Annotated in this window: 26 protein-coding genes; 15 read left to right on the forward strand and 11 right to left on the reverse strand. The window is 36.3% G+C overall.

What is annotated here, in order from left to right; translation table 11 throughout:
* The first annotated feature begins 2 nt into the window (after positions 1 to 2).
* The 3 genes from IPJ53_09520 (at position 3) to IPJ53_09530 (ending at position 3,229) form a co-directional block, all read left to right on the forward strand.
* Complete coding sequence (locus tag IPJ53_09520; protein ID MBK7799341.1) at positions 3 to 599, forward strand: phosphatase PAP2 family protein; 597 nt, start codon at positions 3 to 5, stop codon at positions 597 to 599.
* Positions 600 to 691: 92 nt separating this feature from the next.
* Positions 692 to 2,293 carry a CTP synthase gene (locus IPJ53_09525; GenBank protein ID MBK7799342.1) on the forward strand — a complete coding sequence of 534 codons (1,602 nt, stop codon included), beginning with the start codon at positions 692 to 694 and terminating at the stop codon, positions 2,291 to 2,293.
* Positions 2,294 to 2,377: 84 nt separating this feature from the next.
* Positions 2,378 to 3,229, forward strand: coding sequence for an esterase (locus IPJ53_09530; protein MBK7799343.1), 852 nt, complete (start codon positions 2,378 to 2,380; stop codon positions 3,227 to 3,229).
* A gap of 35 nt (positions 3,230 to 3,264) precedes the next feature.
* On the opposite strand, the gene IPJ53_09535 is transcribed toward IPJ53_09530, so the two are convergent.
* Positions 3,265 to 4,788, reverse strand: coding sequence for a hypothetical protein (locus IPJ53_09535; protein MBK7799344.1), 1,524 nt, complete (start codon positions 4,786 to 4,788; stop codon positions 3,265 to 3,267).
* On the opposite strand from IPJ53_09535, the gene IPJ53_09540 reads away from it, so the two are divergent.
* Complete coding sequence (locus IPJ53_09540; protein ID MBK7799345.1) at positions 4,788 to 5,321, forward strand: RNA methyltransferase; 534 nt, start codon at positions 4,788 to 4,790, stop codon at positions 5,319 to 5,321. The genes IPJ53_09535 and IPJ53_09540 overlap by 1 nt on opposite strands.
* Here IPJ53_09540 and IPJ53_09545 read toward each other — a convergent pair.
* Entirely contained in the window at positions 5,318 to 5,974 is a 657-nt protein-coding gene (locus IPJ53_09545) for a hypothetical protein (protein ID MBK7799346.1), read from the reverse strand. The two genes, IPJ53_09540 and IPJ53_09545, sit on opposite strands and share 4 nt — an antisense overlap.
* 53 nt (positions 5,975 to 6,027) lie before the next feature.
* Between IPJ53_09545 and rimO the strand changes: the two genes are divergently transcribed.
* From rimO to msrB, 3 genes are read left to right on the forward strand one after another with little or no spacing between them, the layout of a single operon-like run.
* Positions 6,028 to 7,341 (forward strand): 30S ribosomal protein S12 methylthiotransferase RimO, encoded by a 1,314-nt coding sequence (gene rimO, locus IPJ53_09550; GenBank protein ID MBK7799347.1) that lies wholly within the window; start codon positions 6,028 to 6,030, stop codon positions 7,339 to 7,341.
* Positions 7,342 to 7,346: 5 nt separating this feature from the next.
* Positions 7,347 to 7,784, forward strand: a complete 438-nt coding sequence (locus IPJ53_09555) for a hypothetical protein (GenBank protein ID MBK7799348.1) — start codon at positions 7,347 to 7,349, stop codon at positions 7,782 to 7,784.
* Positions 7,774 to 8,328 (forward strand): peptide-methionine (R)-S-oxide reductase MsrB, encoded by a 555-nt coding sequence (gene msrB / locus IPJ53_09560; GenBank protein MBK7799349.1) that lies wholly within the window; start codon positions 7,774 to 7,776, stop codon positions 8,326 to 8,328. The genes IPJ53_09555 and msrB overlap by 11 nt, the downstream gene beginning before the upstream one ends.
* Positions 8,329 to 8,335: 7 nt before the next feature.
* Here msrB and IPJ53_09565 read toward each other — a convergent pair whose 3' ends face one another.
* Positions 8,336 to 8,632, reverse strand: coding sequence for a hypothetical protein (locus IPJ53_09565; protein ID MBK7799350.1), 297 nt, complete (start codon positions 8,630 to 8,632; stop codon positions 8,336 to 8,338).
* Positions 8,633 to 8,672: 40 nt separating this feature from the next.
* Here IPJ53_09565 and IPJ53_09570 point away from each other — a divergent pair, with 40 nt between their 5' ends.
* Positions 8,673 to 9,188: a hypothetical protein gene (locus IPJ53_09570; protein MBK7799351.1), complete on the forward strand. Its 516-nt coding sequence runs from the start codon at positions 8,673 to 8,675 to the stop codon at positions 9,186 to 9,188.
* A 140-nt stretch (positions 9,189 to 9,328) separates the two neighbouring features.
* On the opposite strand, the gene IPJ53_09575 is transcribed toward IPJ53_09570, so the two are convergent.
* From IPJ53_09575 to IPJ53_09590, 4 genes are all read right to left on the reverse strand, one after another.
* Complete coding sequence (locus IPJ53_09575; protein MBK7799352.1) at positions 9,329 to 9,967, reverse strand: class I SAM-dependent methyltransferase; 639 nt, start codon at positions 9,965 to 9,967, stop codon at positions 9,329 to 9,331.
* A gap of 76 nt (positions 9,968 to 10,043) precedes the next feature.
* Positions 10,044 to 11,195, reverse strand: coding sequence for a class I SAM-dependent RNA methyltransferase (locus IPJ53_09580; GenBank protein ID MBK7799353.1), 1,152 nt, complete (start codon positions 11,193 to 11,195; stop codon positions 10,044 to 10,046).
* 185 nt (positions 11,196 to 11,380) lie between these two features.
* On the reverse strand, positions 11,381 to 11,896 hold the full coding sequence (locus IPJ53_09585) for a hypothetical protein (GenBank protein ID MBK7799354.1): 516 nt from the start codon (positions 11,894 to 11,896) through the stop codon (positions 11,381 to 11,383).
* 128 nt (positions 11,897 to 12,024) lie between these two features.
* Complete coding sequence (locus tag IPJ53_09590) at positions 12,025 to 13,329, reverse strand: amidohydrolase (protein MBK7799355.1); 1,305 nt, start codon at positions 13,327 to 13,329, stop codon at positions 12,025 to 12,027.
* 315 nt (positions 13,330 to 13,644) lie between these two features.
* Between IPJ53_09590 and IPJ53_09595 the strand changes: the two genes are divergently transcribed.
* A complete protein-coding gene (locus IPJ53_09595) occupies positions 13,645 to 14,691 on the forward strand; it encodes an exo-alpha-sialidase (GenBank protein ID MBK7799356.1) in 1,047 nt (348 codons plus the stop codon).
* Between the two features lie 146 nt (positions 14,692 to 14,837).
* Positions 14,838 to 15,932, forward strand: coding sequence for a hypothetical protein (locus IPJ53_09600; protein ID MBK7799357.1), 1,095 nt, complete (start codon positions 14,838 to 14,840; stop codon positions 15,930 to 15,932).
* 200 nt (positions 15,933 to 16,132) lie between these two features.
* Here the strand turns inward: IPJ53_09600 and IPJ53_09605 are convergent, their stop codons facing one another.
* Entirely contained in the window at positions 16,133 to 17,362 is a 1,230-nt protein-coding gene (locus IPJ53_09605) for a metallophosphoesterase (protein ID MBK7799358.1), read from the reverse strand.
* A 297-nt stretch (positions 17,363 to 17,659) separates the two neighbouring features.
* Here IPJ53_09605 and IPJ53_09610 point away from each other — a divergent pair, with 297 nt between their 5' ends.
* Genes IPJ53_09610 through IPJ53_09620 form a run of 3 tightly spaced genes read left to right on the forward strand, consistent with a single transcriptional unit; the run spans position 17,660 to position 20,325 of the window.
* Entirely contained in the window at positions 17,660 to 18,943 is a 1,284-nt protein-coding gene (locus IPJ53_09610) for an arginine deiminase (GenBank protein MBK7799359.1), read from the forward strand.
* A complete protein-coding gene (locus IPJ53_09615) occupies positions 18,936 to 19,346 on the forward strand; it encodes an acyl-CoA thioesterase (GenBank protein MBK7799360.1) in 411 nt (136 codons plus the stop codon). The genes IPJ53_09610 and IPJ53_09615 overlap by 8 nt, the downstream gene beginning before the upstream one ends.
* Positions 19,339 to 20,325 (forward strand): YihY/virulence factor BrkB family protein, encoded by a 987-nt coding sequence (locus tag IPJ53_09620; protein MBK7799361.1) that lies wholly within the window; start codon positions 19,339 to 19,341, stop codon positions 20,323 to 20,325. The genes IPJ53_09615 and IPJ53_09620 overlap by 8 nt, the downstream gene beginning before the upstream one ends.
* Here the strand turns inward: IPJ53_09620 and IPJ53_09625 are convergent.
* A complete protein-coding gene (locus tag IPJ53_09625; GenBank protein MBK7799362.1) occupies positions 20,305 to 20,970 on the reverse strand; it encodes a DUF2461 domain-containing protein in 666 nt (221 codons plus the stop codon). The genes IPJ53_09620 and IPJ53_09625 overlap by 21 nt on opposite strands.
* 340 nt (positions 20,971 to 21,310) lie before the next feature.
* Here IPJ53_09625 and IPJ53_09630 point away from each other — a divergent pair, with 340 nt between their 5' ends.
* Positions 21,311 to 21,901 (forward strand): transferase hexapeptide repeat family protein, encoded by a 591-nt coding sequence (locus IPJ53_09630; GenBank protein ID MBK7799363.1) that lies wholly within the window; start codon positions 21,311 to 21,313, stop codon positions 21,899 to 21,901.
* A gap of 35 nt (positions 21,902 to 21,936) precedes the next feature.
* Entirely contained in the window at positions 21,937 to 22,695 is a 759-nt protein-coding gene (locus IPJ53_09635) for an enoyl-CoA hydratase/isomerase family protein (protein MBK7799364.1), read from the forward strand.
* Positions 22,696 to 22,698: 3 nt separating this feature from the next.
* On the opposite strand, the gene IPJ53_09640 is transcribed toward IPJ53_09635, so the two are convergent.
* Together IPJ53_09640 and IPJ53_09645 are read right to left on the reverse strand one after the other, a co-directional pair.
* Positions 22,699 to 24,309 (reverse strand): hypothetical protein, encoded by a 1,611-nt coding sequence (locus IPJ53_09640; GenBank protein ID MBK7799365.1) that lies wholly within the window; start codon positions 24,307 to 24,309, stop codon positions 22,699 to 22,701.
* 25 nt (positions 24,310 to 24,334) lie between these two features.
* Complete coding sequence (locus IPJ53_09645) at positions 24,335 to 24,760, reverse strand: DoxX family protein (protein MBK7799366.1); 426 nt, start codon at positions 24,758 to 24,760, stop codon at positions 24,335 to 24,337.
* Between the last annotated feature and the right edge of the window lie 9 nt (positions 24,761 to 24,769).

Below are 24,769 nucleotides of genomic sequence, written 5' to 3' on the forward strand. Positions count from 1 at the left end.
TGATGATTAATTATTTAATTTGGCTAGATCATAAGATATTTGAATGGATTCAACTGAACCTGAGAGCATCAGAATTGGATGTTTTGATATCATTGTGCAGGGACAAGCATTTCTGGTTGCCTTTGTATGTATTTCTGGTGGCCTATGTTGTTTTTAATTATAAAATCAATTTAGTAAAATTTGTACTTATGATCGTCGTTTTGATCAGTTTAAGTGATCAATTGACGAGTAGTTTGATAAAGAAAACTGTAAGAAGGGAACGTCCTTGTAAAGAAGCCTATTTCAGTGACCAGTTTAATACCCCTGTTGGGTGCAGTGGAGGCTTTAGTTTTCCCTCAAGTCATGCCTCAAATCATATGGCTTTGGGGGCTTTTCTCTATTTGTTTTTTGAAGGTAAAAACAAATTTAAAAGGCGGATGCTGTTGATTTGGCCGTTAATTGTTGGTTTTGCCCAGGTTTATGTTGCAGTTCATTTTCCATTTGATGTTTTGGCAGGTTTTTTAATAGGTGCAATATTAGGGATGCTTTGCTATTTATTATATTTTTGGATTGAGCCGTCTATAAAATCAGAGTATCATAAACTTACATTGAATCATTAAATGTGATTGCATAATGACGGGAGGTCTGCAAATAATTGAATCCATTTAAATTTTTCACACTACCTTTGTATCCCGTAGCAGACAATTAAATCATGACTAAATATATTTTTGTTACGGGAGGAGTTACCTCTTCTTTAGGAAAGGGGATCATTGCCGCCTCATTGGCCAAACTTCTTCAGGGTCATGGTTTCAAAACTACCATCCAAAAGTTTGACCCTTATATCAACGTTGATCCGGGCACTCTTAATCCTTATGAACATGGAGAATGTTATGTTACGGATGATGGAGCTGAAACAGATTTGGATTTGGGACACTATGAGCGATTTTTAAATATCTCAACTTCACAGGCCAATAACGTTACTACAGGTAGAATTTATCAAACCGTAATAAATAAAGAAAGAGCAGGTGATTTTTTAGGAAAAACTGTTCAGGTAATTCCACACATTACGGATGAGATTAAAAGGAGGATTACCTTACTTGGAGAGACTAATTATGATATCATAATCACAGAACTTGGAGGAACTGTTGGTGATATTGAATCCTTACCATATTTGGAAGCACTCAGGCAACTTAGAATGGAGCTTGGGGCCAAGAATTATGCAACAGTTCACCTAACCTTGATCCCTTATCTCGCAGCTGCAAAAGAGCTTAAAACAAAACCTACTCAACATTCGGTCAAAGAACTCCAGGAAGCAGGTATCCAACCTGATGTATTGGTTTGCCGTACTGAAAAGCCAATCACGGATGAAATTCGCTCTAAATTGGCCCTGTTTTGCAATCTTGATAAAGCGAATGTAATTGAAGCGCTTGATGCCGATACCATTTATGACGTTCCTCTTCTGATGCTTAAAGAAAAGTTGGATGTGAGGGTGTTGAAAAAACTTGGATTGAAGTCTAAGAAAAAACCTGAGCTAAAAGCATGGAAGGAATTTTTATCAAATCTAAAGAATCCAATTCATTCTGTAAAAATCGGACTCATTGGTAAGTACAATGAGTTGCCCGATGCTTATAAATCCATATATGAAGCCTTTGTACATTCAGGTTCAGCCAATAAATGTAAGGTAGAAATCGTCGCGGTGCATTCAGAACATCTCGAGGATAAAAAGTCTGTGGATCAGTCTCTAAATGGTCTTGATGGTTTATTAGTGGCCCCAGGATTTGGTGAACGGGGTATTGAAGGTAAGATTAACGCTATTAAATATGCCCGCGAGAATAAACTTCCTTTTTTTGGGATTTGTTTGGGAATGCAATGTGCCGTTGTTGAATTTGCAAGAAATGTACTCAAACTAAAGGCATCTTCCACAGAAGTAAACCCTAAAACACCCAATCCGGTCATTCATATGATGTCTGAACAAAAGAAAATCAGGGAAAAAGGAGGAACCATGCGTTTAGGTGCTTATGAATGCGCCGTCAAGAAACCTTCAAAGGCTTTTAATGCTTACCAAAAGACCATGATTTCTGAAAGGCACAGACATCGATATGAATTTAATGGAACTTACTTAAAGCAATTTGAAGATCATGGTATGGTCGCTTCTGGAATACACCCAGACCGCAAATTGGTAGAAATAATGGAACTTAAAGAACATCCATGGTTTGTAGGGGTGCAATTTCATCCTGAATTAAAAAGCACCGTTGAAAATCCACACCCACTCTTTGTTGCATTTGTTAAGAGTTGTATTAAAAACCAAAAGTAATTGGGCGTTAATAAATTTTGGAGACAACCATTAGCCTGGCTGTTAATGCTTTTGGGTTTCAAATCAAAATCAATTACACAGGACATGTTGCATATTGACCATCCTGTGCAGTTGACACGCTATTGTAACTTCCCCAGTACTTTTGTTTCAAGCAGAAATATTGAAATTTGGTTGCCCCCATCGTACAATTCCTCTGTTGAAAAAAAATTTCCCGTATTGTATTGGCAGGATGGCCAAAATTTATTTGATCCGGCAGTTTCATACAATCATTCTCCATTAGAGATGCATAAATCTATAGAGGATCTTGTTTCTGCCCAGATGATTCAGGATTTTATCGTTGTTGGAATTTGGAATAATGAAAATAGGTTTTTGGAATATATGCCCGACCTTTTTTACAATGCCCTTAAAGTAAATAAACGTAATGCACTAACTAAAGAATATGGAGGAAAACCCTTAGGGGATAAATATCTTCAATTCTTGACTCAGGAATTAAAACCATATATCGACAGTAATTATAGAACATTGCCCGATAAATTGAACTGTTACATCGGGGGAGCTAGCATGGGAGGTTTGATTTCATTTTATGGCCTGATGGAGTATCCTCATTTTTTTGGAGGGGCTATTTGCATGTCTACGCACTGGCCCATCAGTGTTCGGAGAAATGATCGGGACATTCCGGAAGGTTATTTCCATGTAATCGAAGAATCAAGAGACAAGTTGAAAGGGGCAAAACTGTATTTTGATCATGGTACAGAAAATTTGGATGCATGGTATAGTCCTTATCAATTGAAGGTGGATGAAATTCTGTTTTCTGTATTTCAAGGTTCCGCCCAATATCTATCTCTGAAGTTTGAAGGTAAATCTCACAGCGAAAAAGATTGGAGAGATAGATTAGAAATACCCCTGGAATTCATGTTGTCCACTAAAAGGATGTAAATGATTTATACGTGATTTCTTTTAATAAAATTAACTTAATAGTCAGATTTTTTTGTCAATATCAAATAAGATTTTGAATGAAAGACCACTTTAAATTGCTCTGAGTAAAATGCATTTACAGGAAGTATCACGTAATTCACCATTTGCTGATCGAAAAGATAATCTAAGGTTTTTTCATCAATTTTTTGATAATTAAATTTTGCCTGATTCATTAAATTTATCCCACTTTTTCGCGTCTCAAGATTTATTTTATATATTGTGTGGATACGATCGTACCAAGGGAAAAGATATGCTATTTGATGAGATATTGCTTTAAAGTCAACCCAAGAACTTCTTTCAGACCAGGTTTTAAAATGGGTAAAATCAGGAGGCACTACTAATAAACTTTTTATATTGGTATTGTTTTTTACCCAGATTGCAAGGTCATGCTCCTCTTTAAAAAGATCATTTCTTTTAATTTGTTTTACTGTGGCAACACATAAGATCATCATAACTAAAAGATAATTGCAGTATTGTAGCCAGGTAAAAGAAAATTTATGGGTTATCTTTTCAATTAATCCAACCAGTGCCAAAATACTGAATAACTCGATCCATATGGTAGTTTTAAGCCATTGCATCTGGAGCACAAATTCTGACTTGTAAATCGTGGTAGCCCCTATATAAAAAAGCATTATGACACCTTGTAATAAATAAAATTTGAAAATTAACCGGTTGCTTTTTGACCATAAGTACAAGCCGGAGAAAAACAGAAAATAAAATATAAAAATGTGAATTATTGAACTGTACTGAATAAGGAAATGGTGTCCGATTCTAAATTCTAATAAATCAAATAATCCGCTTCCGTGATTATGTAGTTTAACTCTTGAGTATACTAATGCTAATAAATAGGGTAGACAAAGTAGGCAGAATAAAATAATGGCTGCTAATTTATTTTTGGTTTCATTTTTTTCTGAACTAAAAATATCAATAAATGTCAGTGTGCCAATAATTAAAAATAGTTGAAAGCCCGCAAGTACCTGAAAGTATGTGGCTATAGACAGCAGAAAAAATGAAGAGATGATATTATTTCTAAGGTAAAAAACCAGACACCAAATTCCCAATGTTTTTGCAAAGCAAGATCCAACAGCCATGTTGTAAAACAATTCATTGCCTCCAACCGAGCTGTAGGGGGCGATAAATAATATCAACAGGATGCTTAAGTATTTTGAATGTTTGGTTAGACCAAGCACTTCAGTTAAATGCGATAAGCCAAGTATGAAGGCAAACAAACAAAGGAAATAGGCTATAAAGAGTATAAGTGGGTTTTCGGCACCAATTAAATTAAGAAAATTATTTAGGAAGGTCCGCTCATGAAGAATCAGCGATTCGTTAAATTCGATGTGAAAATCACCAGTATATAGTTCAGGGTGTTGCATTTTTTTCAAAACCGGAACTACCTCAATCATGTCATTACCACTGCCTTCATAACCCCAAAAAAGGAGATGAGCCAGGCAAAAAAGTAATATCAGCCCGTAAAATTTATAGTTTGTTAGCTTTGTAAAAGATTTAAGACTTTCCAATGAATTTTGTTAAAACAGCGACCAAAGATCTAAAGCGAATTTCCGCCAAGGAATTCAAAACCAGCCCAAAAGTACCAATAATTTTAATGGCTGATCACATCAGGTCGGGCCATAATGTAGGCTCTTTATTCAGGATTGCGGATGCATTTGGTTTAGAAGAAGTTTTATTGGTGGGTTATACGGTGAAACCACCTCATCCGGAAATCAATAAAACTGCATTGGGAGCCACAGAAACTGTTAACTGGAAACATTTTGAGCATCCAGAAGAATACCTTACCTTAAAAAAGTCTGAAGGCTATCGGATAATGGCTGTAGAGCAGACTGATGGAAGCCAATTTCTACATCAATTGCATTTTAATCAAGATGAGAAGTATGTTTTAATTTTTGGCAATGAAGTGAATGGTGTGTCGGATTCTGTCTTGAGTTTGTGTGACGAATGCATTGAAATTCCTCAAAAAGGAACAAAGCATTCATTAAATGTCAGCGTGGCGGCAGGACTTGTGACCTGGCATATATTTGCACACTTTCTTTAGTATCTTCTCTTTCTTCCTTTGTTTTTATCATACAACAACCTTACCCCTAAAGAAATTTTTTGGTGTGAAAATTCCGGATAACTTTCAGAGTCCAAATGTTTATCTAGGTGTCCAAAATTATACAATATCATAGGACTGATCGTCAGATTTTCTGAAATCCCGAAGTCGTTTCCAATACCAAAACCAGTGTAAAATTGTCCTGTTTTTTGCTCTTGATCCGCATAATTGCGTATATTATACCGAAATCCAAGATCGATGATTAGATGAAGACCTTTTTTTAGAGTATTTCCTTCTTTTTTGAAAGTGGGACAATTGCAATCATTTTTAAAATCAAAAGGATATATATTGATGAGACTGAAAATTTGAGGTCCTATTGATTTGAAATTTAATTTGGCGGACTGAATAAGGGGGAATTTTCCTGATTCGTAAGCGAGTCCTGCCCCGGGTAAAAATTCTAAACGATAATTTTTTAATCGAAAAAAATAATTCACCCCCCCAAATACCCCAAAGAAATCGCTCCCGATTTCTGATGAACTAACTGAAGGAATTGTTGATACCACATGTCTTTCTCCCTGAATTTGGACACCCCATTGTCCTAAAGCCTCCGTATATAAACCTGTAACTAAAACTAAGATGGGAAAGAATTGTTTCATCCCTGTTATAACGTAAGCTTAAAAGCTTTAATATCTTTGCCTAAATATTTTTTTTGAAGACAAGAACTTATAAAAAAGAGAAGGTTCAGCTGATTACACTTGGGTGCTCAAAGAACCTGGTGGATTCAGAGAATCTAATGACCCAATTGGATTATAATCATTACAAAGTAGAGCACAATCCTTCAGGGGCCGATCCAGCTGATATTGTAATTATTAATACCTGTGGGTTCATCGATCGTGCAAAAGAAGAATCTATTGAAACAATTTTGGAGTATGCCCAAATGAAGGGGCGTGGAGCAATTTCTAAATTATATGTAACTGGTTGCCTCTCACAACGATACAAAGACAATCTAGAGTCAGAGATAAAAGAAGTTGACGCTTTTTTTGGCACCATGGAAATGCCTGCATTACTGGCTAAACTGAATGCAGATTATATACATGAATTAGTTGGTGAAAGATTGACAACCACACCTTCACATTTTGCTTATTTAAAAATTTCAGAAGGATGCAACAGAACCTGCTCATTTTGTGCGATTCCGTTGATGCGTGGGAAGCACATCTCAATTCCTATTGACCAAATTATACTGCAAGCTCGAAATTTGGCAAGACATGGGGTGAAAGAAATAATTTTAATTGCCCAAGAATTGACTTATTACGGACTTGACATTTATAAAGAAAGAAGTTTGAGTAAATTACTCAACTTACTTTGCGAGGTGGAAGGCATAGAATGGATTCGACTGCATTATGCATACCCTTCTAAATTTCCACTTGATGTAATACACACTATGAAATCACAGGAGAAAATTTGTAATTACCTGGATTTACCTTTGCAACATGCATCTGACCGCATTTTAGCTTCCATGAAAAGGCAAATTACAAGAGAGGAGACTCGGAGGTTAATAGGTGACATTCGGGACATTTTGCCTGGAATTAGCTTGAGGACCACCATGCTTGTTGGTTTTCCCGGTGAATCCGAAAGTGACTTTAATGATTTATGTAATTTTGTAGAAGAGCAAAGGTTTGACCGATTGGGTGTATTTCAATACTCTCATGAAGAGGATACTTCAGCTTATTTAATGAAGGATGATGTGCCGGTTAATTTAAAAGAAGAGAGGGCTGCCTCGCTGATGGCCATTCAAGAAGGGATTTCCCTAGAGCTAAATGAAGAAAAGATTGGAAAAGTTTATAAAGTGCTTATTGATCATAAGGAAACTGATTATTATGTAGGACGAACGGAGGCGGACAGTCCGGAAGTTGACAATGAAGTCCACATTTCTGTAAAAGATTATTGCAGGATAGGAGATTTTGCGAAGGTTAGAATTACTGAAGCCGATCATTTTGATTTAATCGGTGAATTAGTCCCATAACAATTATGGATTTTTATCGTAAAATAAAGGAGAATCCACTCTGGCAAGCTGGGGTTTGCGTTTCAGTGGTATTCGTTTTCGAACTGGTTATTTTGCTCTTGAATATCCTAAAATTGGATTGGGTTGAAATTGGTGATATATGGTTAGTCGGAACTGCCATGGTGTTATTTTACATTATTTTAAATACCATTCTTGGTTTTGGTTCTAAGGAAATGATGAACTATTATCGGGATTCCATTTATGGCTTTCTACTGATTCTTACTTTTTTGATTTTTACGGGAAGGTGGCTTACCGGTAAATCTATTTTTGAAGTCAAAACATATTCCTGGATAATTTTCGTTTTTGCAATTGTATATCTGGTGTTTCTTACCATTCAAAGTCTTATGCGTAAAATTGTAGCATTGGCACTTAAACAAGATAAAAAAATTCAGAATGAGCAATAAATGGATCTATATTTTCTCTACTTTTTTGACTTGTGGCAGCATTTCATGTCAGCCAAAATCTGTGCAAAATTCAACTAAGCCTCAAGCAATTGTTGAACAGGTTAATAATGATACCATTATCATTATTCCGGAACAAGTTTTACCCATTCAGAAGAGTGAAGAAGAATGGAAAAAGTCACTTCCAGAAATGGCTCACTTCGTGTTGAGGGAAAAAGGAACAGAGAGGTCTTTTACAGGAAAATATTGGGATCACCATGATCATGGCGTATATGTTTGTTCCGGGTGTCGACTCCCATTGTTTAATTCAGATACCAAGTTTAACTCCGGAACAGGTTGGCCAAGTTTTTATCAGCCGATTAGGTCATATCTAATAACTGAAAACAGGGATCAATCTCATGGGATGGTTAGGGTAGAAGTGGTATGCAGTAAATGCAATGGGCATTTGGGCCATGTTTTTGATGATGGACCTGCACCTACAGGTTTGCGATACTGCATCAATTCTGTTTCTCTTGATTTTGTTCCGTCGAAAAAACTTCCCAAATAAGGCCCAGTTAAGGCCTCATCCAGTCAAAATTAAATCCATAAATGAGTCCAAAAACCATCAGGCAAGTTATAGAAACTGCAATAATACCCAGCAATAAGAGAAAATACCATCTTGGGGTTTTTGATTTCTCAAGAAATTCTGCAGCCAAACTGATGATTAACAGGAAAATACAAACCAGGATTAAAAGTGCCGATATGAGGCTGGCAACAAAATCGTTGAAATACCAAAGCATGCTCAAAACCAGGGCAAGGCACAATAGAATTTCCGTAATTGGGAACTTTTTTGGAAAAATTGAATTATTCATCCTTATACCACAATGTGTTGACCTGCGTTAATTGTTAAATATGGAATTCAAAGTTAAGTTTGTTTTATTATTTAGCCTGTTTTTAGAAATCGGCATGTCTCAGAGCTTTGACACGACAGCCTATCTAAAAAAATATCAAGAAAGGATTACTTTGTCTCGCATTGATGACATATACATTCCTAAGAATACAGAAGATGCAATGAAGGAGCTCCTCCGACTTACAGATCCGGAGGGAAGGGTCAAGATTCTGTCAGTACCAGAAGACAGCATTGCCAGTAAGTTACATTTTAGCCTTGGGCGTTGGATGCTTATCAATTGGGGATTTGAAGAGGGAAGTAGAATAAGTCACTACTATAAGGAAAATGGTGTCTCTAATTTTGATGATATGCAGGATTTGTTGATCCGAAGTTTTTACAGGACTTTAGCCCAAAAACCAATTAAGGAAAAAGAACTTTTCAATTTTTATATTTCAAAAAGAAAGAAGGAGCACGAAGAAAAGCTTAAGAAATCAAAAGTGATTAAAAATCTTGGACCTGTTAAAAAGCATATGGAATAAGGCTAATTACACAGTATGAACTGGTTTAATATTAGTTGCATTGTTTACCTCATTAATTTAAAGTAGTTTGCTACACAACATCTTTAGTTGCTTTTTTCTGTTTCCTGCGCAACGGTTGGAAAAATTCAAAGTAAGAGAATTTATTTTTTTTGAGCAATCATTATTAAATGAGTGTCTTTGATGCCATTTGATTTTGGATAATATTTGCGTATTAGGGTTGGGTTGCTAAATCCATTGGTTATAAAATATTTGGACAGGTAATCTGCTTGGTGTTGGTAGACATACATAAATTCCTGGCCACTGCTACTGAATTCATAATTGGAATTATTATAATCACCCTCGATGGTGCTTATATACAAAAGTCCGTTATGAGAAAGCAAGTTTGAGCAATCTTTAATTAATTTTTCCACATCCTCTTTTGACAAATAGGGTAAACAAAATCCACAAATAATCCCATCGTATATCTTTTTCAATAAGTGAAGCTCTCGGCAATCCAATAACCAAAAATGTCCGGTAGGTATATTTTTTTTAGCCAGCTGAATCATATTTGGGGAGACATCAAATCCGTCAATGATAAAATCTTCTCTTTTTCCAAACAGGTATTTTGAAATATTACCGGGACCACAAGCTATCTCCAAAATCTTAGCTTGAGGCACCCCGATCTTCTGGCAAAATAGATCGTAGGTGTCATTGTATAGGTCTAAATCCATGAATTTATTCTCATACTCTTCAGCTAATTTGTCCCAGGTGTGAAAGGAGTGATTGTAATTATCCATCATTTTGTATTCGTATAATAAAATGAAACATGTAAGAGGCTAAAAATTAAGTGTAATTTTTCCGGAGTAGGATCAAAGACTATAAATAATTATCTCTTTTGCTGCCCTTATACAATTCAAATTTATGCAACCGGCATTCCAGGGGGCCATTGAATAATTTTATTTTACGTGTAGGTCTTAACCCAAAATGCTTAAGTGCTTCAAAATTTGAACTTATCACCCATGCGTTGCAACCTGGGTAAAAGTGTTTCAATCGGGTGCCCATACTTTTATAAAAGTCCACAATCTCATCCACTTCAATCCGTTCGCCGTATGGGGGATTGATCACAACATGCCCTTTCTCTCCTTCATAACTTGATTCAAAAAAATCCATTTGTTTAAAGTCAATAAATTCTTTTACACCCGCCCGTTCCGAATTGATAATGGCAACACTGAGTGCTTTTTTATCAATTTCGTAAGCAGTGATCTTCTTTTTAAAAGTTGTAATATTTTGCTCTGAATCTGCCTTTATTTTATCCCAAAGATTTTTATCAAAGTCCAGCCATGTTTGAAATCCGAAGTTCCTGTTTTTACCCGGAGGAATGTTATGCGCAATTAATGCAGCTTCGATTGGTAGTGTCCCGGAACCACACATCGGATCAATAAAGTCTGAATCTTTATTCCATCCTGACAGTAGTATGATTCCTGCAGCCAGAACTTCATTCATGGAGGCCTCAGTCTGATTCAGACGATAGTTTCTCTTGGATAGAATATTTCCTGAACTGTCCAGCGAGACATGCACCATTTCATTTGAAATATGCACGTTGATGCGAATATCAGGATTCTCTGTATCGACAGATGGCCTTAATCCATACTTATCCCTAAACTGATCAGCAATGGCATCTTTTGACTTTAAAGCTGCATATTTGGAATGTGTGAAGATTTCGCCACTGGTGCTGCCATCTATCGCAAAAGTCATATTGGTGTCAAAATAATTGTCCCAATTTATTTTCCTTACATGGTGGTAAAGCTGATCTTCATTAAAAGCCCGGAAAGTGCTAATAGGTCTTAGGATTTTAACTGCGGTGCGCAACATAAGATTGCTTTTGTACATCAAAGCAAGATCTCCCTTATATTGAACAGCACGATTTAACACTTCAATATCCAGCGCACCTAGACTACGCAATTCTTCCGCAAGTACTTCTTCCAATCCATATAAAGTAGTGGCGGTAATGTTGAAATTAAAAGACAAAGTTATATTTATTAAAGGTTAATTATTATTATTGTTATATCTCAAACAAATGATATTGAACTTATTGGAAATCAAATTTCTTATTTCAATAAGAGCCATATTAAAGTTAAAAATTTAATCTATAGTAAACAAAAAATTAGGAACACATTTGACCTGATATAAATAAGAAATTTTTATACGAAAAATTATTCGGCAATTTGTACTACTATTTTTGACAACCACTTCATGTTTCTGCTACCACCTTTAATATCTTTTGTAGATAATAGCAATATCCGGTTGTTCATATCTTCCAATCCTTTACCTTCTAATTCTGTAACAACATAGAGGTTGTTTCCTATTTCCGTATTAAATATTTCGCTGAAAGAGAAAACCATTTTATAGTCGTCTACTGCTACAAACAGAAAATAATATTGATTAAGCATGTAGGATTTTTTATAATCGAAGGCAACGTCGTCGAGTATGGACTTTAGTAAAACTGCTTTTACATCCTTTGATTTTTCTTCTCTTTTTGGAGAACAACTTGTGTTGATGTCTTTAAGGTCTATAATTGGATAGTTTTTAAGGTCATCTAGTGTTATAGTTTTTTCCTCCTTCACTTTGCCAGTTATAAGGAAGGAATTTGTTGATTTGATTTCCTCGTTTTGTGCATTTGTTTTAAGGGAAAACAAAAATAATAAAATTAAAATATTCAGCTTTTGCATCTATGCTAATTAATAATTAACTTAAATAGAATTCTCCAAAACCACACTTGTACAAAACAGCCGGTAAATATAAAGGCATTCATATTTGCTGTCCAATTATAAGGCTTACAGTAATTCAATCAATGTTTTCATTTATTCATCTCCATGTAATCAATGACCAAATTACAAAAAGACTTTATTCCCGTTTTGAATGAACTTTCATCTATATAAAAATCAGGCGTATGATGAGGACCTGAGGTTTTTGGATCTTTACCTTTAGGAAGGCCTCCAACAAAAAAATACAAACCGGGAACCTTTTGTGCAAAAAATGAAAAGTCTTCTGCTCCTGTGGTAGCAGGTCTCAATACAACATTTTCTTTTCCTGCTGCTTTTTCTAATGAAGGGCGCATTGCTTCGGTAAGCGCAATATCATTGTAGGTGACAGGATAATGTACGGAATAGGGTAGTGCTACTTCTGCTTTGGCCCCGGCAGATTCAGCAGTTTTTTCTGCAATTTGACGGATGCGCTTGTTGACAAAAATTTCATCTTCATCACTTAAAGTCCTTACAGTACCCATCATTTCTACTTGTTCAGATATTATATTAAAACGATTTCCACCATGTATAGTCCCTACAGTTACTACTGCTGGATTGTCTATAAGTTTAACATTTCTGCTTACTATGGTCTGTAGATTGTTGATGATTTGCGCGGCTACAACAACTGGATCAACTGATTGCCAAGGCGCAGAACCATGTGATGGTTTTCCAGTTACAGTTATCTTAAAATCGGAGGCAGCTGCCATGGTTCCTTCAGGTCGACAGGAAACTTTGCCAACCTCCAAATCAGCCTTCATATGCAAACCAAAGATCACATCTACTTTAGGATTTTCCAATACGCCTTCCTTAATCATCAATTCAGCTCCAAATTCCTCTCCGACCGGTGCACCTTCTTCTGCAGGCTGAAAAATAAATTTAACAGTACCCTTCAGTTCCTTCTTCATTCCACTTAAAATTTCGGCTACACCCATCAAGATGGCAACATGAGCGTCATGCCCACACGCATGCATAACCTCAGTTTCATGACCGTTGTAGTTTGTTTTAATTTTGGAAGCAAACGGAAGGTCATTTCTCTCAGCAACAGGCAATGCATCCATGTCAGCTCTCAACGCCACCACCGGACCAGGTTTTCCACCCTTGAGTATACCCACAACACCTGTAACCGCTACTCCAGTTTTAACCTGAAGGCCTAGTGATTCCAAGTGTTTTGCAACAATAGCAGCTGTTCTGAATTCCCTATTAGCCAGCTCTGGATGCTCATGAAAGTCACGTCTCCATTGGATTACTTTGGATTCTAATTTATCTGCCTTTTGTTGAATGATTTCCTGAATGCTTAATTTTTGAGCAATTAGAAGTTGTAGACTGGTAAATAAAATAAGAATAAACGTTATTTTCATAAGCTAAGGAGCGCAAGGATTGTTAGGTAAAATGTAAAAAATTTCAAATTTGAAGTTCAAAGTTAACATATTGTTCTCTAAACTTTTGTTTGGATTTGAGGCTATAACGATCTTTAAAATTTCTTATCCAAATGATACTGAAGGAATTGGATTTTGTTGGACGACTTTATAATTAAGCAATGTCCGGAGTGATTCCATCTCCAGATTTTGATTCAACATACTTTTACAATTCTGTTACATCGTTTTACAAACCAAATCAAGGTTCAGATCTAGCTATGTGTACATTTGTTTCATTCAATCAATTAAATTATTAAAATGGCAACTTATCTATTCATCTTTTTTCATTTTATTCAATCCTTGTTTTTTGCTCACTCAGAACCGTTGGCTGAAAAACCAACTGCCACAAAAATCGTTTATCGGTCAAGTGATGGTGGCCATACATGGTTAGATGTAAGTATTGGCCTGCCCAAAGACGTAGCCTTAAATACTGTTATTGCAACCGACAAGGAGATCATTTTAGGTTCAGACAGAGGTCTTTATATTGGCCATACAACATGTTCAGCTATTTTATGGCAAGAAGATCTTGGTTTGGGTAAAAGTATAAGCAACCTATCCAATGGATGGGCGGGACTCTATGTTACCAGTTATGGTAATGGAATATTTCAAAAACTAATTGGTACAGAGATATGGGTCCCTATGGACAAAACACTGGAAGATAAAATGGTTCGTACCATTCTTGAAATTCCCGGAGGATCTGTTTTAGTTGCAACTGATAATGGAATTTATAAATCAATTGATGGAAGAAAAACATGGAAACAAGTTTTTTCAGAAGGGATGATACTGAACATGTTTTATTCAGATGGTGTAATTATTGCCGGTGGTTTTAAAGGCTTATTAAGGTCTGTAGACAATGGGGAAAACTGGGTTTGGGCATTTACTGGAGATGGAATGGGACTAAGTGCAGGTACGATTAACGGGCACATGGTGGCTATAACCAGTGGGATGGGACCATGGGGGAAGGAAAATTTGGCGCCATTTGGAATAAAGACTAACAGAATACGTACTTCTGATGATGGTGGCCAAACTTGGATAAGAGCGGATGCGGGTCTGTCAGGAGCACTTTTAAATCCAGAGTTACTCAGAAAAAATATGCGAAATGGGGTTCAATTCAGGCCGAGTGCGATTAATGACATTGAGCAGCAAGGAAATTATATTTTTTGTAGTCTAGATGCAGGTGTGTATCGATCCAGTGATCTTGGCAAAACTTGGGAGTTAGTGCTTAGTTCCGGTGGCAATTCATCTTTTGAGTTGGTAGTATCCGGCGGTGTGATTTATGCTGTCTCTGTGTTCAGCGGATGTTGACAGGAAGGTAGATTTTCAATATATTTTGATTTTTCTTATATAGTATTCTGAAATTTGATTTTAAAATTTAACTGAAGTTAGCGGTCATTGCAGAGCATTACCCAAACCTACAAATAGATAACAAAACCTCAATGACAATTTAAAAAATGAAAAAATATTTCTCACAAATTCAAGTTTTTACTTTTCTGACAATACTACTTTTGGGGACTGCCTGCAACGAACCATTTAAAAAAGACTTACCAAAAGAAAAGATATCTGATAGGCATTCAAAACTTATAAAAACCATAGGTGACCCTAGATATGGCAATGTTCAATGTAGCCTGCAGGACAAGGCCGGTAACCTTTGGTTTGGCACCTCAGAAAATGGTCTTTATAAATATGATGGAAAATCTTTTAGCCGGTTTTTAGTAACAGATGGGTTAAACAGTAATGATGTTTATACACTTTTGGAAGATAATGAGGGTAAAATTTGGATAGGCACAGGTGCGGGACTTTGTCTTTACGATGGCAAAACATTTGTTAAAATCCAGATTCCTTTACCAAAAAACCTGCCTCCCAACAAGAATCCATACTATCGTAACTCGCATTGGGTTTACAGTATCATGCAAGCAAAAAGCGGAAAACTATGGTTTGTTACAATAGATGGTGTTTATGTCTACGATGGCAAATCCTTTTCGCTGTTCACAATTAATGAGGCAGCAAATGGCTTTTTGACCAGTAACGATAACGTGGAACGTATTTTAGAAGATAAAGCAGGTAACATTTGGTTTGGAGGACGAACTAACGAAGGTGTTTACCGTTACGATGGAAAGTCTGTGACCAACCTTAAACTAAAGGAATTATTTCAAGATGGGCCAAAGCCAAAACCTCATAGTTGGGCATGGCCTCAATTGCAAGACAATAACGGGAATATTTGGTTCAGCAATTGGGGCGGGGCCTACCGGTATGATGGGAATTCATTTACAAGTTTTACAAAAAGCGATGGCTTAGCCGGTGGTGTTACGCGGATTATAGAAGACAAAAAAGGAAACCTTTGGTTTGGTGGCGATGCTGGTGCTGGGCTTAGCCTTTACGATGGTAAATCTTTCAATCGTTTTACAAAAAAAGATGGACTGCTCAACAGCAGTATTTGGTCAATTTTGGAAGATAAAACTGGAAATATTTGGGTGGGTACGAGAGAAACAGGTCTCTATCTTTATGATGGAAAAGCATTTATTACTTATTCGGAATATAAACACTAGCCTGAAACAGACTGACAAACAAAATTTGCAACAAAAGACAAAAGTGAACAAAAGCGACAAACCACTAACACAAAATTGGCAAAAGTTGTGGTTCATTGATCCGCAAACGCATTTGTGGTTAATCTAAATTTGGTTCTCCGCATCAAAATTAGTGGTAAAAGTCGCCAATTTCGCCAGGCCCAAAACTGTTATATTTACTTTTAGACCTGTTTTTTTAGCAATTCGATAACAGTAATCTCAGGCCAAATGCCCACTCTTCCTGCAAAAGCAAGAAATCCAAATCCTCGGTTAATATGGATAATTCTACCTAGCTCTTCTTTCAATCCAGCCCAATGTGGGTAACGGAATTGAACCGGGCTAAATTTAAATCCGGGAATCTCCACACCCATTTGAGCACCATGAGTATGTCCCGAAAGGGTTAAATGTACATTGGATGGATGCATTTTGACTTCATGCTCCCAATGAGTTGGATCATGGGAAAGTAATACCTTAAAATCATTGGGTTGAGTGCCGACAAGTGCCTTTTCAAGATTTCCACTTTTACCGAATCCAACACCCCAATTTTCGACGCCGAGAATATGAATTTTTTCTCCTTTTTTCTCAATTGCGTGACTTTCATCTTGTAGCAATCTAAAGCCCATGTCGTGATGATTATTTATCAATTGCTGAAGATTATTTTGTTTTTCATTTTGTGATGGCCATTCGATATAATCTCCGTAATCATGATTTCCAAGGATGGAGAATTTTCCATAGGGAGCATGAAGTTCTTTGAGCATATGCTTGTAAGGATCAACTTCGTCTGCAGAGTTGTTAACAAGATCTCCGGTAAAGACTATTAAATCACAATTCTGATTTTGCAACATGTTAAGTCCTTTTTGGACTTCTTGAGGGTCATCAAAACTTCCGGAATGAAAGTCTGAAAACTGGGCAATTTTAAATCCTTCAAATGCTGCAGGAAGGTCGTCAAAAAACAGTTTGTGATGATGGATTTTGTAATTGTATTTTCCTTTGGTCATCCCATATAGAAATGACACAAAAGGTACACTGGCAACCATTAATCCAACCTGACTGAAAAATAATCTTCGGTCTGGAAAAAAGGCCTGATCTTCAGCAGGATTCTGTTGGACAATTTTTTGACCCACGCCAAATACAAATCGGTATATATCTTCTGAAAAAAGGAAAAATATAAAAAAGATCTTTGTTACTAAAATAGTAATGAAGAAATTCAAAGTCCAACGTGAAACCCAGGTAAAATGGTGAGTCTTTCTAAAACCAAAGAAACCATAAATCATCAATAACACCAATCCCCAGGAGATTATCCAGAATCCAATGGTAATTCCGTTTTTGAGCAATCCTGAAGAAATACCTGCGGTGAGCATTTTAATTCCCTGAAACACGTAAAGATCCAGCCCCAAAAAAATGATAAACATTATAAGAAAACCCATTGAATTGAAGATTTAGAACATAGTAACATTGAGCAAGATGCTTTGGTTTATTCACTTAAAACCATACGCTCCTATAATTAGACCAGAAGGGAAAAAGTTCCGATGAGCATTACAAAATGTTGGATAAATTAGAAGAAAAGATAGATATAAACAATTTAATCAAATAATAAATGACCTCTAAATGTCAGATATACAATTGATTAGGCATCAAAATGAACTTCCTTTCAACAGGTAGGGTGTTCTGGTGAGGAAAAGCTCTAAATTTGCAGCAAATTCCTCAATATGGGTTTGTCTAAAGAAATATATGTTGACTCAGAAATCATGCCTCTGAAAAAAGTCATTGTCCATGCCCCCGACGAAGGTATTGACCGAATAAGCCCTAAGCGTGCAGGTGAATTACTCTTTGATGACATTGTTTATCTGCCAGCTATGCAACGTGAGCATAAAATATTTACAAACGTATTGGGGATGTTTATAGGTGAGGAGAATGTTTTGGAAACAGAAACTCTTATCCGTGAAGCCCTGGACGCAAGCATACCTTTAAAAGAAGAGTTGCTGCAGAAATTGGCAGAGTGGGAGGAGTTGCCAGGAAGCGTCATTAAGTCTTTAAATGACATGGATCATGGTTTGTTGGCAGAAGTATTAATTTCTGGATACAATTATCCTGAGGACCATATTTTATTTGATCCGATTCCAAATTTTATTTTTACCCGTGACATTGCTTTGACGATCAAAGATCATGTGGTAATTACAAAAGCTTCTAAGTCGGTTCGTCATCGGGAAAACCTACTTACCCGTTTCTTTATTTATGCACACCCTCAATTTGCCAATCTACTCACCGACAACCGACTGATTAATCTTAACCTGATCAATGACTTTCCACCTTCTCGTAAAGGAGAGCCTATTTCAATTGAAGGCGGAGATTTGATGTTACTGAATGAAGATTATTTGTTGATTGGTAGCAGTGAGCGCACTACAGATCACGCATTAAATACACTGAAGCAAGTTTTGTTCGACAAGAAATTGATTAAAAATATTGTAGAAGTTGACGTTCCAAAAGAAAGGTCATTCATGCATATTGATACCCTCTTTACCCAGATAGATCATTTGGATTTTGTTGGCTATAAACCTATTGTTAAAGATGGACTTGGTTCTTACGTAACTGTTCACCGTTCTTCCGGAGAGTTGGTGGAATATCCTTCTGTGCTTGATTTTCTTCACGCAGAAATCAGTTCGGATATAAAATTTATCTGGAGTGGCGATGGTGAATCTCCCTATCAGGAGCGTGAACAGTGGACAGATGGTTGTAATTTGCTGACCATCAGACCTGGAGTAGCCCTCACTTACGATCGCAATCCAAATACCGAAAAAGCTTTTAGAAATCATGGTTACTCGGTAATTCATGCAAATGAATTTCTACGTCAGGTGGAAGGTGGAAGTATTGAACCTTCAGAGTTGAAGAAGACGATTATTACCTTACCATCGAGTGAACTTTCCCGTGCACGTGGAGGTACCCATTGTATGTCTTGCCCTGTCATCAGGCAAAAGATCAGCGAGCATGTTTAAGCATAAAACAGAGGTCAGGGTCAGATATTCTGAAACAGATCGAATGGCTTATGTTTATTATGGAAATTACAGTTTTTATTACGAAACGGGTAGGGTAGAAGCTTTGCGCTCACTTGGATTAAGTTATAAATCAATGGAGGATGATTTAGGGGTTTTTATGCCGGTGATGAATATGAATGTGAGATATCTCCGGCCATGTTTCTATGATGAATTGTTAATTTTAGAGACTTCCATTATTCATTTACCAGAACTTACCATAGAGTTTGAAACTAAAATTTACAATGAGAAAAAAGAATTGGCAAATCAAGGAAAAGTGACTCTTTGTTTTGTGGATGTAAAAACTAAAAAGCGGGTTAATGCCCCTAGTATTATTGTAGACAAATTAAAATCATACTTTGATTAAAGGGATTCAAAAAATAAAAAATGCATTTTTGAATTTTGGGCCCATTGTACAATTGTTACATTGGTCGAAGACCCACTCACTTCCAGGGTTTTATGGTGTAAGTATATACACTACTTTGTCATTTATTAATTTCGAATTAAAGAAAAACGACCTGGAAACCCGTGCAAGTGCCATGTCCTATAATTTCTTTCTGGCCTTGTTTCCAACCCTCATTTTTTTGTTTACACTTACTGCATATTTACCCAAGAGTTGGGATTTTTTTACGACCTTAGAAAATTCTCTTAATTCCATTATGCCTGAAGGTGCCAAAGATTACCTCTGGAAAAACATCGTGGGTGCCATTCGACCAAAAGCGAATAAGAGTTTTCTATCTATTGGATTTTTATTGGCGGTATTTTTTGCTTCTAACGGGATTCTTTCCATGATGAGTGGATTTGACAAGACCTACAGAAGTAGTTTCCGCAGAAGAAGCTGGATTGAAAAACACCTGATTGCCCTTTTGCTTACTTTCTTGTTAAGTATACTTCTGATTTTTTCAATAGTACTTATTATAATGGGCAGTTATATATTTAATTGGGTCTTTGGCTTATTAAAGTTGGGTACCCTTGCTGCGCTGAGCATTAAGCTTTTGCAATATGTTATTATTATTCTTCTGTTTTATACTGTAATTGACTTGATTTATCGTTTTGGACCAGCACTTCGCAAGCCGATGAAGGGCTTTTCTCCCGGGACTATTTTTGCGACCACCGCATCCATTTTAACATCGGTGGTATTTGGATATTTTGTTGAAAATTTTTCCTCCTATCATAAGATTTACGGCGCGATTTCCGCTCTCATCATCACATTGGTCTGGATTCGTATCAACGTACTCATCCTGATACTTGGCTTTGAATTAAATGCCGGAATCATTATCAACCGTGACATTCTCAGCGATACGGGAGAAGCGGATGTTATTCAATCAAACCAACGCCATTTCTAAAAATTCATTCATTGGCTGCGCCACTTTATAAGTGTGCAAAACCAATTTGTCTAAGCCTTCTTTTAGCAACAGTTCGGAATCATTTACACTAAAAAAATAGAATGCCTTATTGTACAACAAGGGTTCTTGAATTGCTGCATTCTTAAACTCTGCAGGAATGACCTTATTTTTTTCACCTTTGATAACACCGAAAGTTTGAGTAAATGATTTAGAAGAGTACAATTTTAAAAATTCTTTTTGGTTTTTGGCAATGTGAGTTCTTATTTTATAAAGAGACTGCGGATCAGGTTGATATATTCCTGAATAAATGTGAAGATTATCCGCACTGAATTCAAGATAAAGTCCGGGCGCACTTATTTCTTTCTTGCCATAAGAAGAAATTAGAGCAGACATGTGAGTTTTATAGGGTGTTTTATCTTTGCTGAATCGTACATCCTTGTAAATCCTAAAAATTGCTTCTTTGGGTGTGATGGTGATTTTGGGATTCTCCTTTTGCAATAATTCAATCACTCTACCAATAAATGAATGAAATGGAGCTTCGACCTTTGCTTTAAATCTATCTTTATTTGCATTAAACCATTCCCGGTTATTGTTGATTTCAAGATCGGCCAAAAAATTCAAAAAATCTACTTCAAAAAATATCATACTTAGCAGTAATTTCACACAATATAAGAAGTGCCAGAATTTTATTTGTACAAATAGCCATATGTTATTGAAAAAAATATACTTGTACTATGTTGAAATTTTACCTTTTAATTCAACATACAAGCATTCATTATTGAGGCAATTGAATAATTGTCAACCGAATAATGTAATTTATATTTATTCGCTAATAAAGCGCTACTTTTCTTTATACTGCATTATTTCAACTGGTAGCAATATAAATTTACTGTATAGCCTCCATTTCAATTCATCATTTTCTAATTCTTACATTACAAAATTATTGCCTAACACATTTCTCCAATAATTCTTAAATCATTTCCCCATGTATTATAAATTTAAATCTTTTACTCCTTACATTCACCCAAGTGCATTTGTACATCCATTAGCAGCGATCACCGGCTGCGTAAGAGTAGGCAAGAATGTATATATAGGCCCTTTTGCTGTGCTTCGAGGAGATTTTGGCGAGATTGTAGTAGAGGATGGATGCAACATTCAAGAGCATTGTATGGTGCATATGTTCCCAGGAATTACTGTGCACTTAGAAGAAAATGTACATGTTGGACACGGGGCAATAATTCATGGGGCTAAAATTGGGAGTAACACATTGGTGGGAATGAACTCAGTAATTATGGATGATTGTGTAATAGGAAAAGAATGTATTATTGGAGCAATGAGTTTTATAAAAGAGCGATCAGTATTCGAGCAAAGAAGTCTTATTGTAGGAAATCCTGCAAAAAAAGTGAAAGATGTAACGGACGATATGATCTTATGGAAAACAAAAGGTACTGAATTATATCAGCAATTGGCACAGGATTGTCTTGAAGAGTTAAAAGAAACCGAACCGCTAAGTGAAATGCCTCCAGTGTGGGAAATTCCAAATGGAGATTTTAAAAGTTGGCGTCGTCAGAATTAAATTTTACTGTTAATTTTATGCATTAAATTATGAATATGGGGAACTATGTGAAAAGATTTCTACAGGATCAGGTAGAAACAATTGAATTTTTTACAGATCAAAGTAATTCATTGCCGTCAGACATTTTAAGTAGTTTGGCAGATACCATTGATGAAATTTCAGCCACATCAGAATGTCCAATAATCTTACTAAAGAGTGGGGGAGATAAAGCTTTTTGTGCAGGGGCAAGTTTTGATGAGTTGGCATCAATCACAGACTTAGAGCATGGAAAGAAGTTCTTTATGGGATTCGCGAATGTCATCCTGGCGATGAGACGCTCCCCTAAAATAATCCTGGGCCGCATACAAGGTAAGGCTGTAGGAGGAGGGGTTGGTTTAGCATCCGGATGTGATTATACCTTTTCTACTACCTTTGCTTCCGTAAGACTTAGTGAACTTGCAGTAGGTATTGGGCCATTTGTGATTGGACCTGCAGTTGAAAGAAAAATTGGGGTCGCTGCATTTTCTCAAATGGCACTAAATGCCACCGAATGGCAAACCGCACTATGGGCAAAGGATAAAGGTTTGTTCCAGGAAGTATTTGAAACTACAGAGCAAATGGATGCTTACATCTCCCACTTTTCCAAAATTTTATTAGAGTCAAATCCATTGGCTTTAATTGAATTGAAAAAAGTTTTTTGGGAGAGAACTGAACATTGGTTGACATTACTTCCAGATCGAGCAGAAATTTCTGGGAGACTGGTGTTAAGTGAATATACAAGGGACGCTATAAGTAGATTTAAAAATACTCGTTAACCTCTATAGTTTTTCTGTTTTAGATTGTATCAAATACTTTTCATCTACAAGTGCATAAATAATGTACCATCCACTAGTGTAATTTTCAAAATTAATAATTGGGTTTTCTCCAGTGGTATAACGCTTATGAAATACAAGATCGCCTTCAGGATTAATAACCCAAAAGGATAATTTGTTCCATGTTATTCCTTCTACACTTATCTGACACTTGTTACGAACAGGATTTGGAATTGCATTAAGGAATATTTTGGGGTCCTTATTTTTATAAACCCACTTGCTGGAATTGGGGTTTGTTTTTTTAACTAAATTAACTTTAATCAGGTATGGATTAGCCATAGTTAATCCAGCTTTATTGTTCTGCCATGGATTTGGGTCTCCGGTTGGATTATATATACCTCCAAATATCAACCCTAAAAATGAAGTGTCAGCTTTAATTTTGTCCAGATCAACAATACCCGGAGAATATAGGGGAATTCCACTATGAATAAGAAATTCTGAATTAGTGCCAAGGAACCCGGGCATTTGGTGTTCATAATGTGATTCTGTGTAGCTGCCATCTTTTGACCTGCTTACTTTCGAAATTGTTTTAACAAATGGTACAAAAGGATCCCTCGATGGAATTCCGGATGAGTCAATATAATATTCAGCCATCCCACCAAAAAAAATCTCGGACATTTCTTGCGTGGCAAGACTGTAAATTCCAACTTTACTGCAATGATAATGTGCAAATCTTTGATTGAAATTTGACACATCTTCATAACCATTTGTATCCACCAGTGCGAGGTTCATAAAGGGACGATTTTCGTTGATGAGAAATACACCTGAGAAGATCATCAGCTTTATTATTCCAGGGGCAACAACAAAGGGAGCCATATTGTAATCCCTTCGATGAAAGTTGAATTCATCTTTGAATTGATATTCAAATTTTACTTGAAGGGTATTGAGTTCCTTTTCCAAACTAAATATAATCGCTGTTTCAGGATAAATTTGCTTAATCTGTCCTGAATTACTTTTGTATTCACCTTCAAAAAGATTTCCACCCACCAGATAGTACTTTCCGTCTAAATATTGAAGTTGGGCTCCTGCTGTTCTGAATTTTGGATCATGAATTTGGCTGATGGCTTCTGCAAAATTACCATGACTGGAGATGACCCTTTCGAGGGCGTCCATATCTATTTGGATTAAACTGGGATAGGTGTCAAAAATCCCTGTTTTCGATTCACCATAACCTCCAATTATCACCAATTTGTTTTCCTGTTGAACAAAAGAAGCTCCCGCTGAAATTAGGGGCAGTAATATTGAATCCGGAAGAGAAGATAATTCAAACTTTGCAATTTGATCGGTTACAGTATTCCAAACAAATAAATTTTCATTACTTCCACTTTTCTTAAAACCAGACTCTTTCTCATGGATTCCATCTATCCGCCCCCCAAACATGTAGACCTTATCCTTGTAATATGCATAACTAAAGGAATGTAAGGCTGGCCATCCCGACAGTTTAAATGTATCTAAAGTAAAATCATAATCACCTTGGCTATGTCCCAATCCAGTAAAAAGCAATTGAATACAAACCAAACAAATATGCCGACTTCTCACTTTAATAAAATGAAGCATAGAACTTGTTTATTATTGGTTGATTTTACCAACTCTCTTTTGGTAGTTTTGTCATTCCGAATAATCTTCTGAAACTGTATCGACCTGTTCCATAAATGAGAACATGGATCAGTCCACCTATAATGGCTATATTTTTCATAAAAAATATAGAATGCAGATTTTGCTTGGCAGGTGGGTCGTCCCAAAAGGAATAAACTATAAAAGTTACTGGAATCCAATACATCAGCAACAAAGTGACCGCAAATGCCGGTCTATAACCTATCAACAAAAATAATCCACCTATACTCAAAGCAATGATGGTACAAATCAATAAGAAGTCCTGATTCCAAAGGAGGCCGTATTCTGTCATGGTTCCTTTGGTTCTTTCAAAAAACTTCATAGAAGTAAAAGCTTCAAAAAGAAAAATTGCGGATAAAAATATCCTGGAAATTAAATCAAAGATGTCTTTCATTTTAAATCA

Origin of the sequence: Candidatus Vicinibacter affinis (genome assembly GCA_016714365.1) — a bacterium.
Classification (GTDB): Bacteria; Bacteroidota; Bacteroidia; order Chitinophagales; family Saprospiraceae; genus Vicinibacter; species Vicinibacter affinis.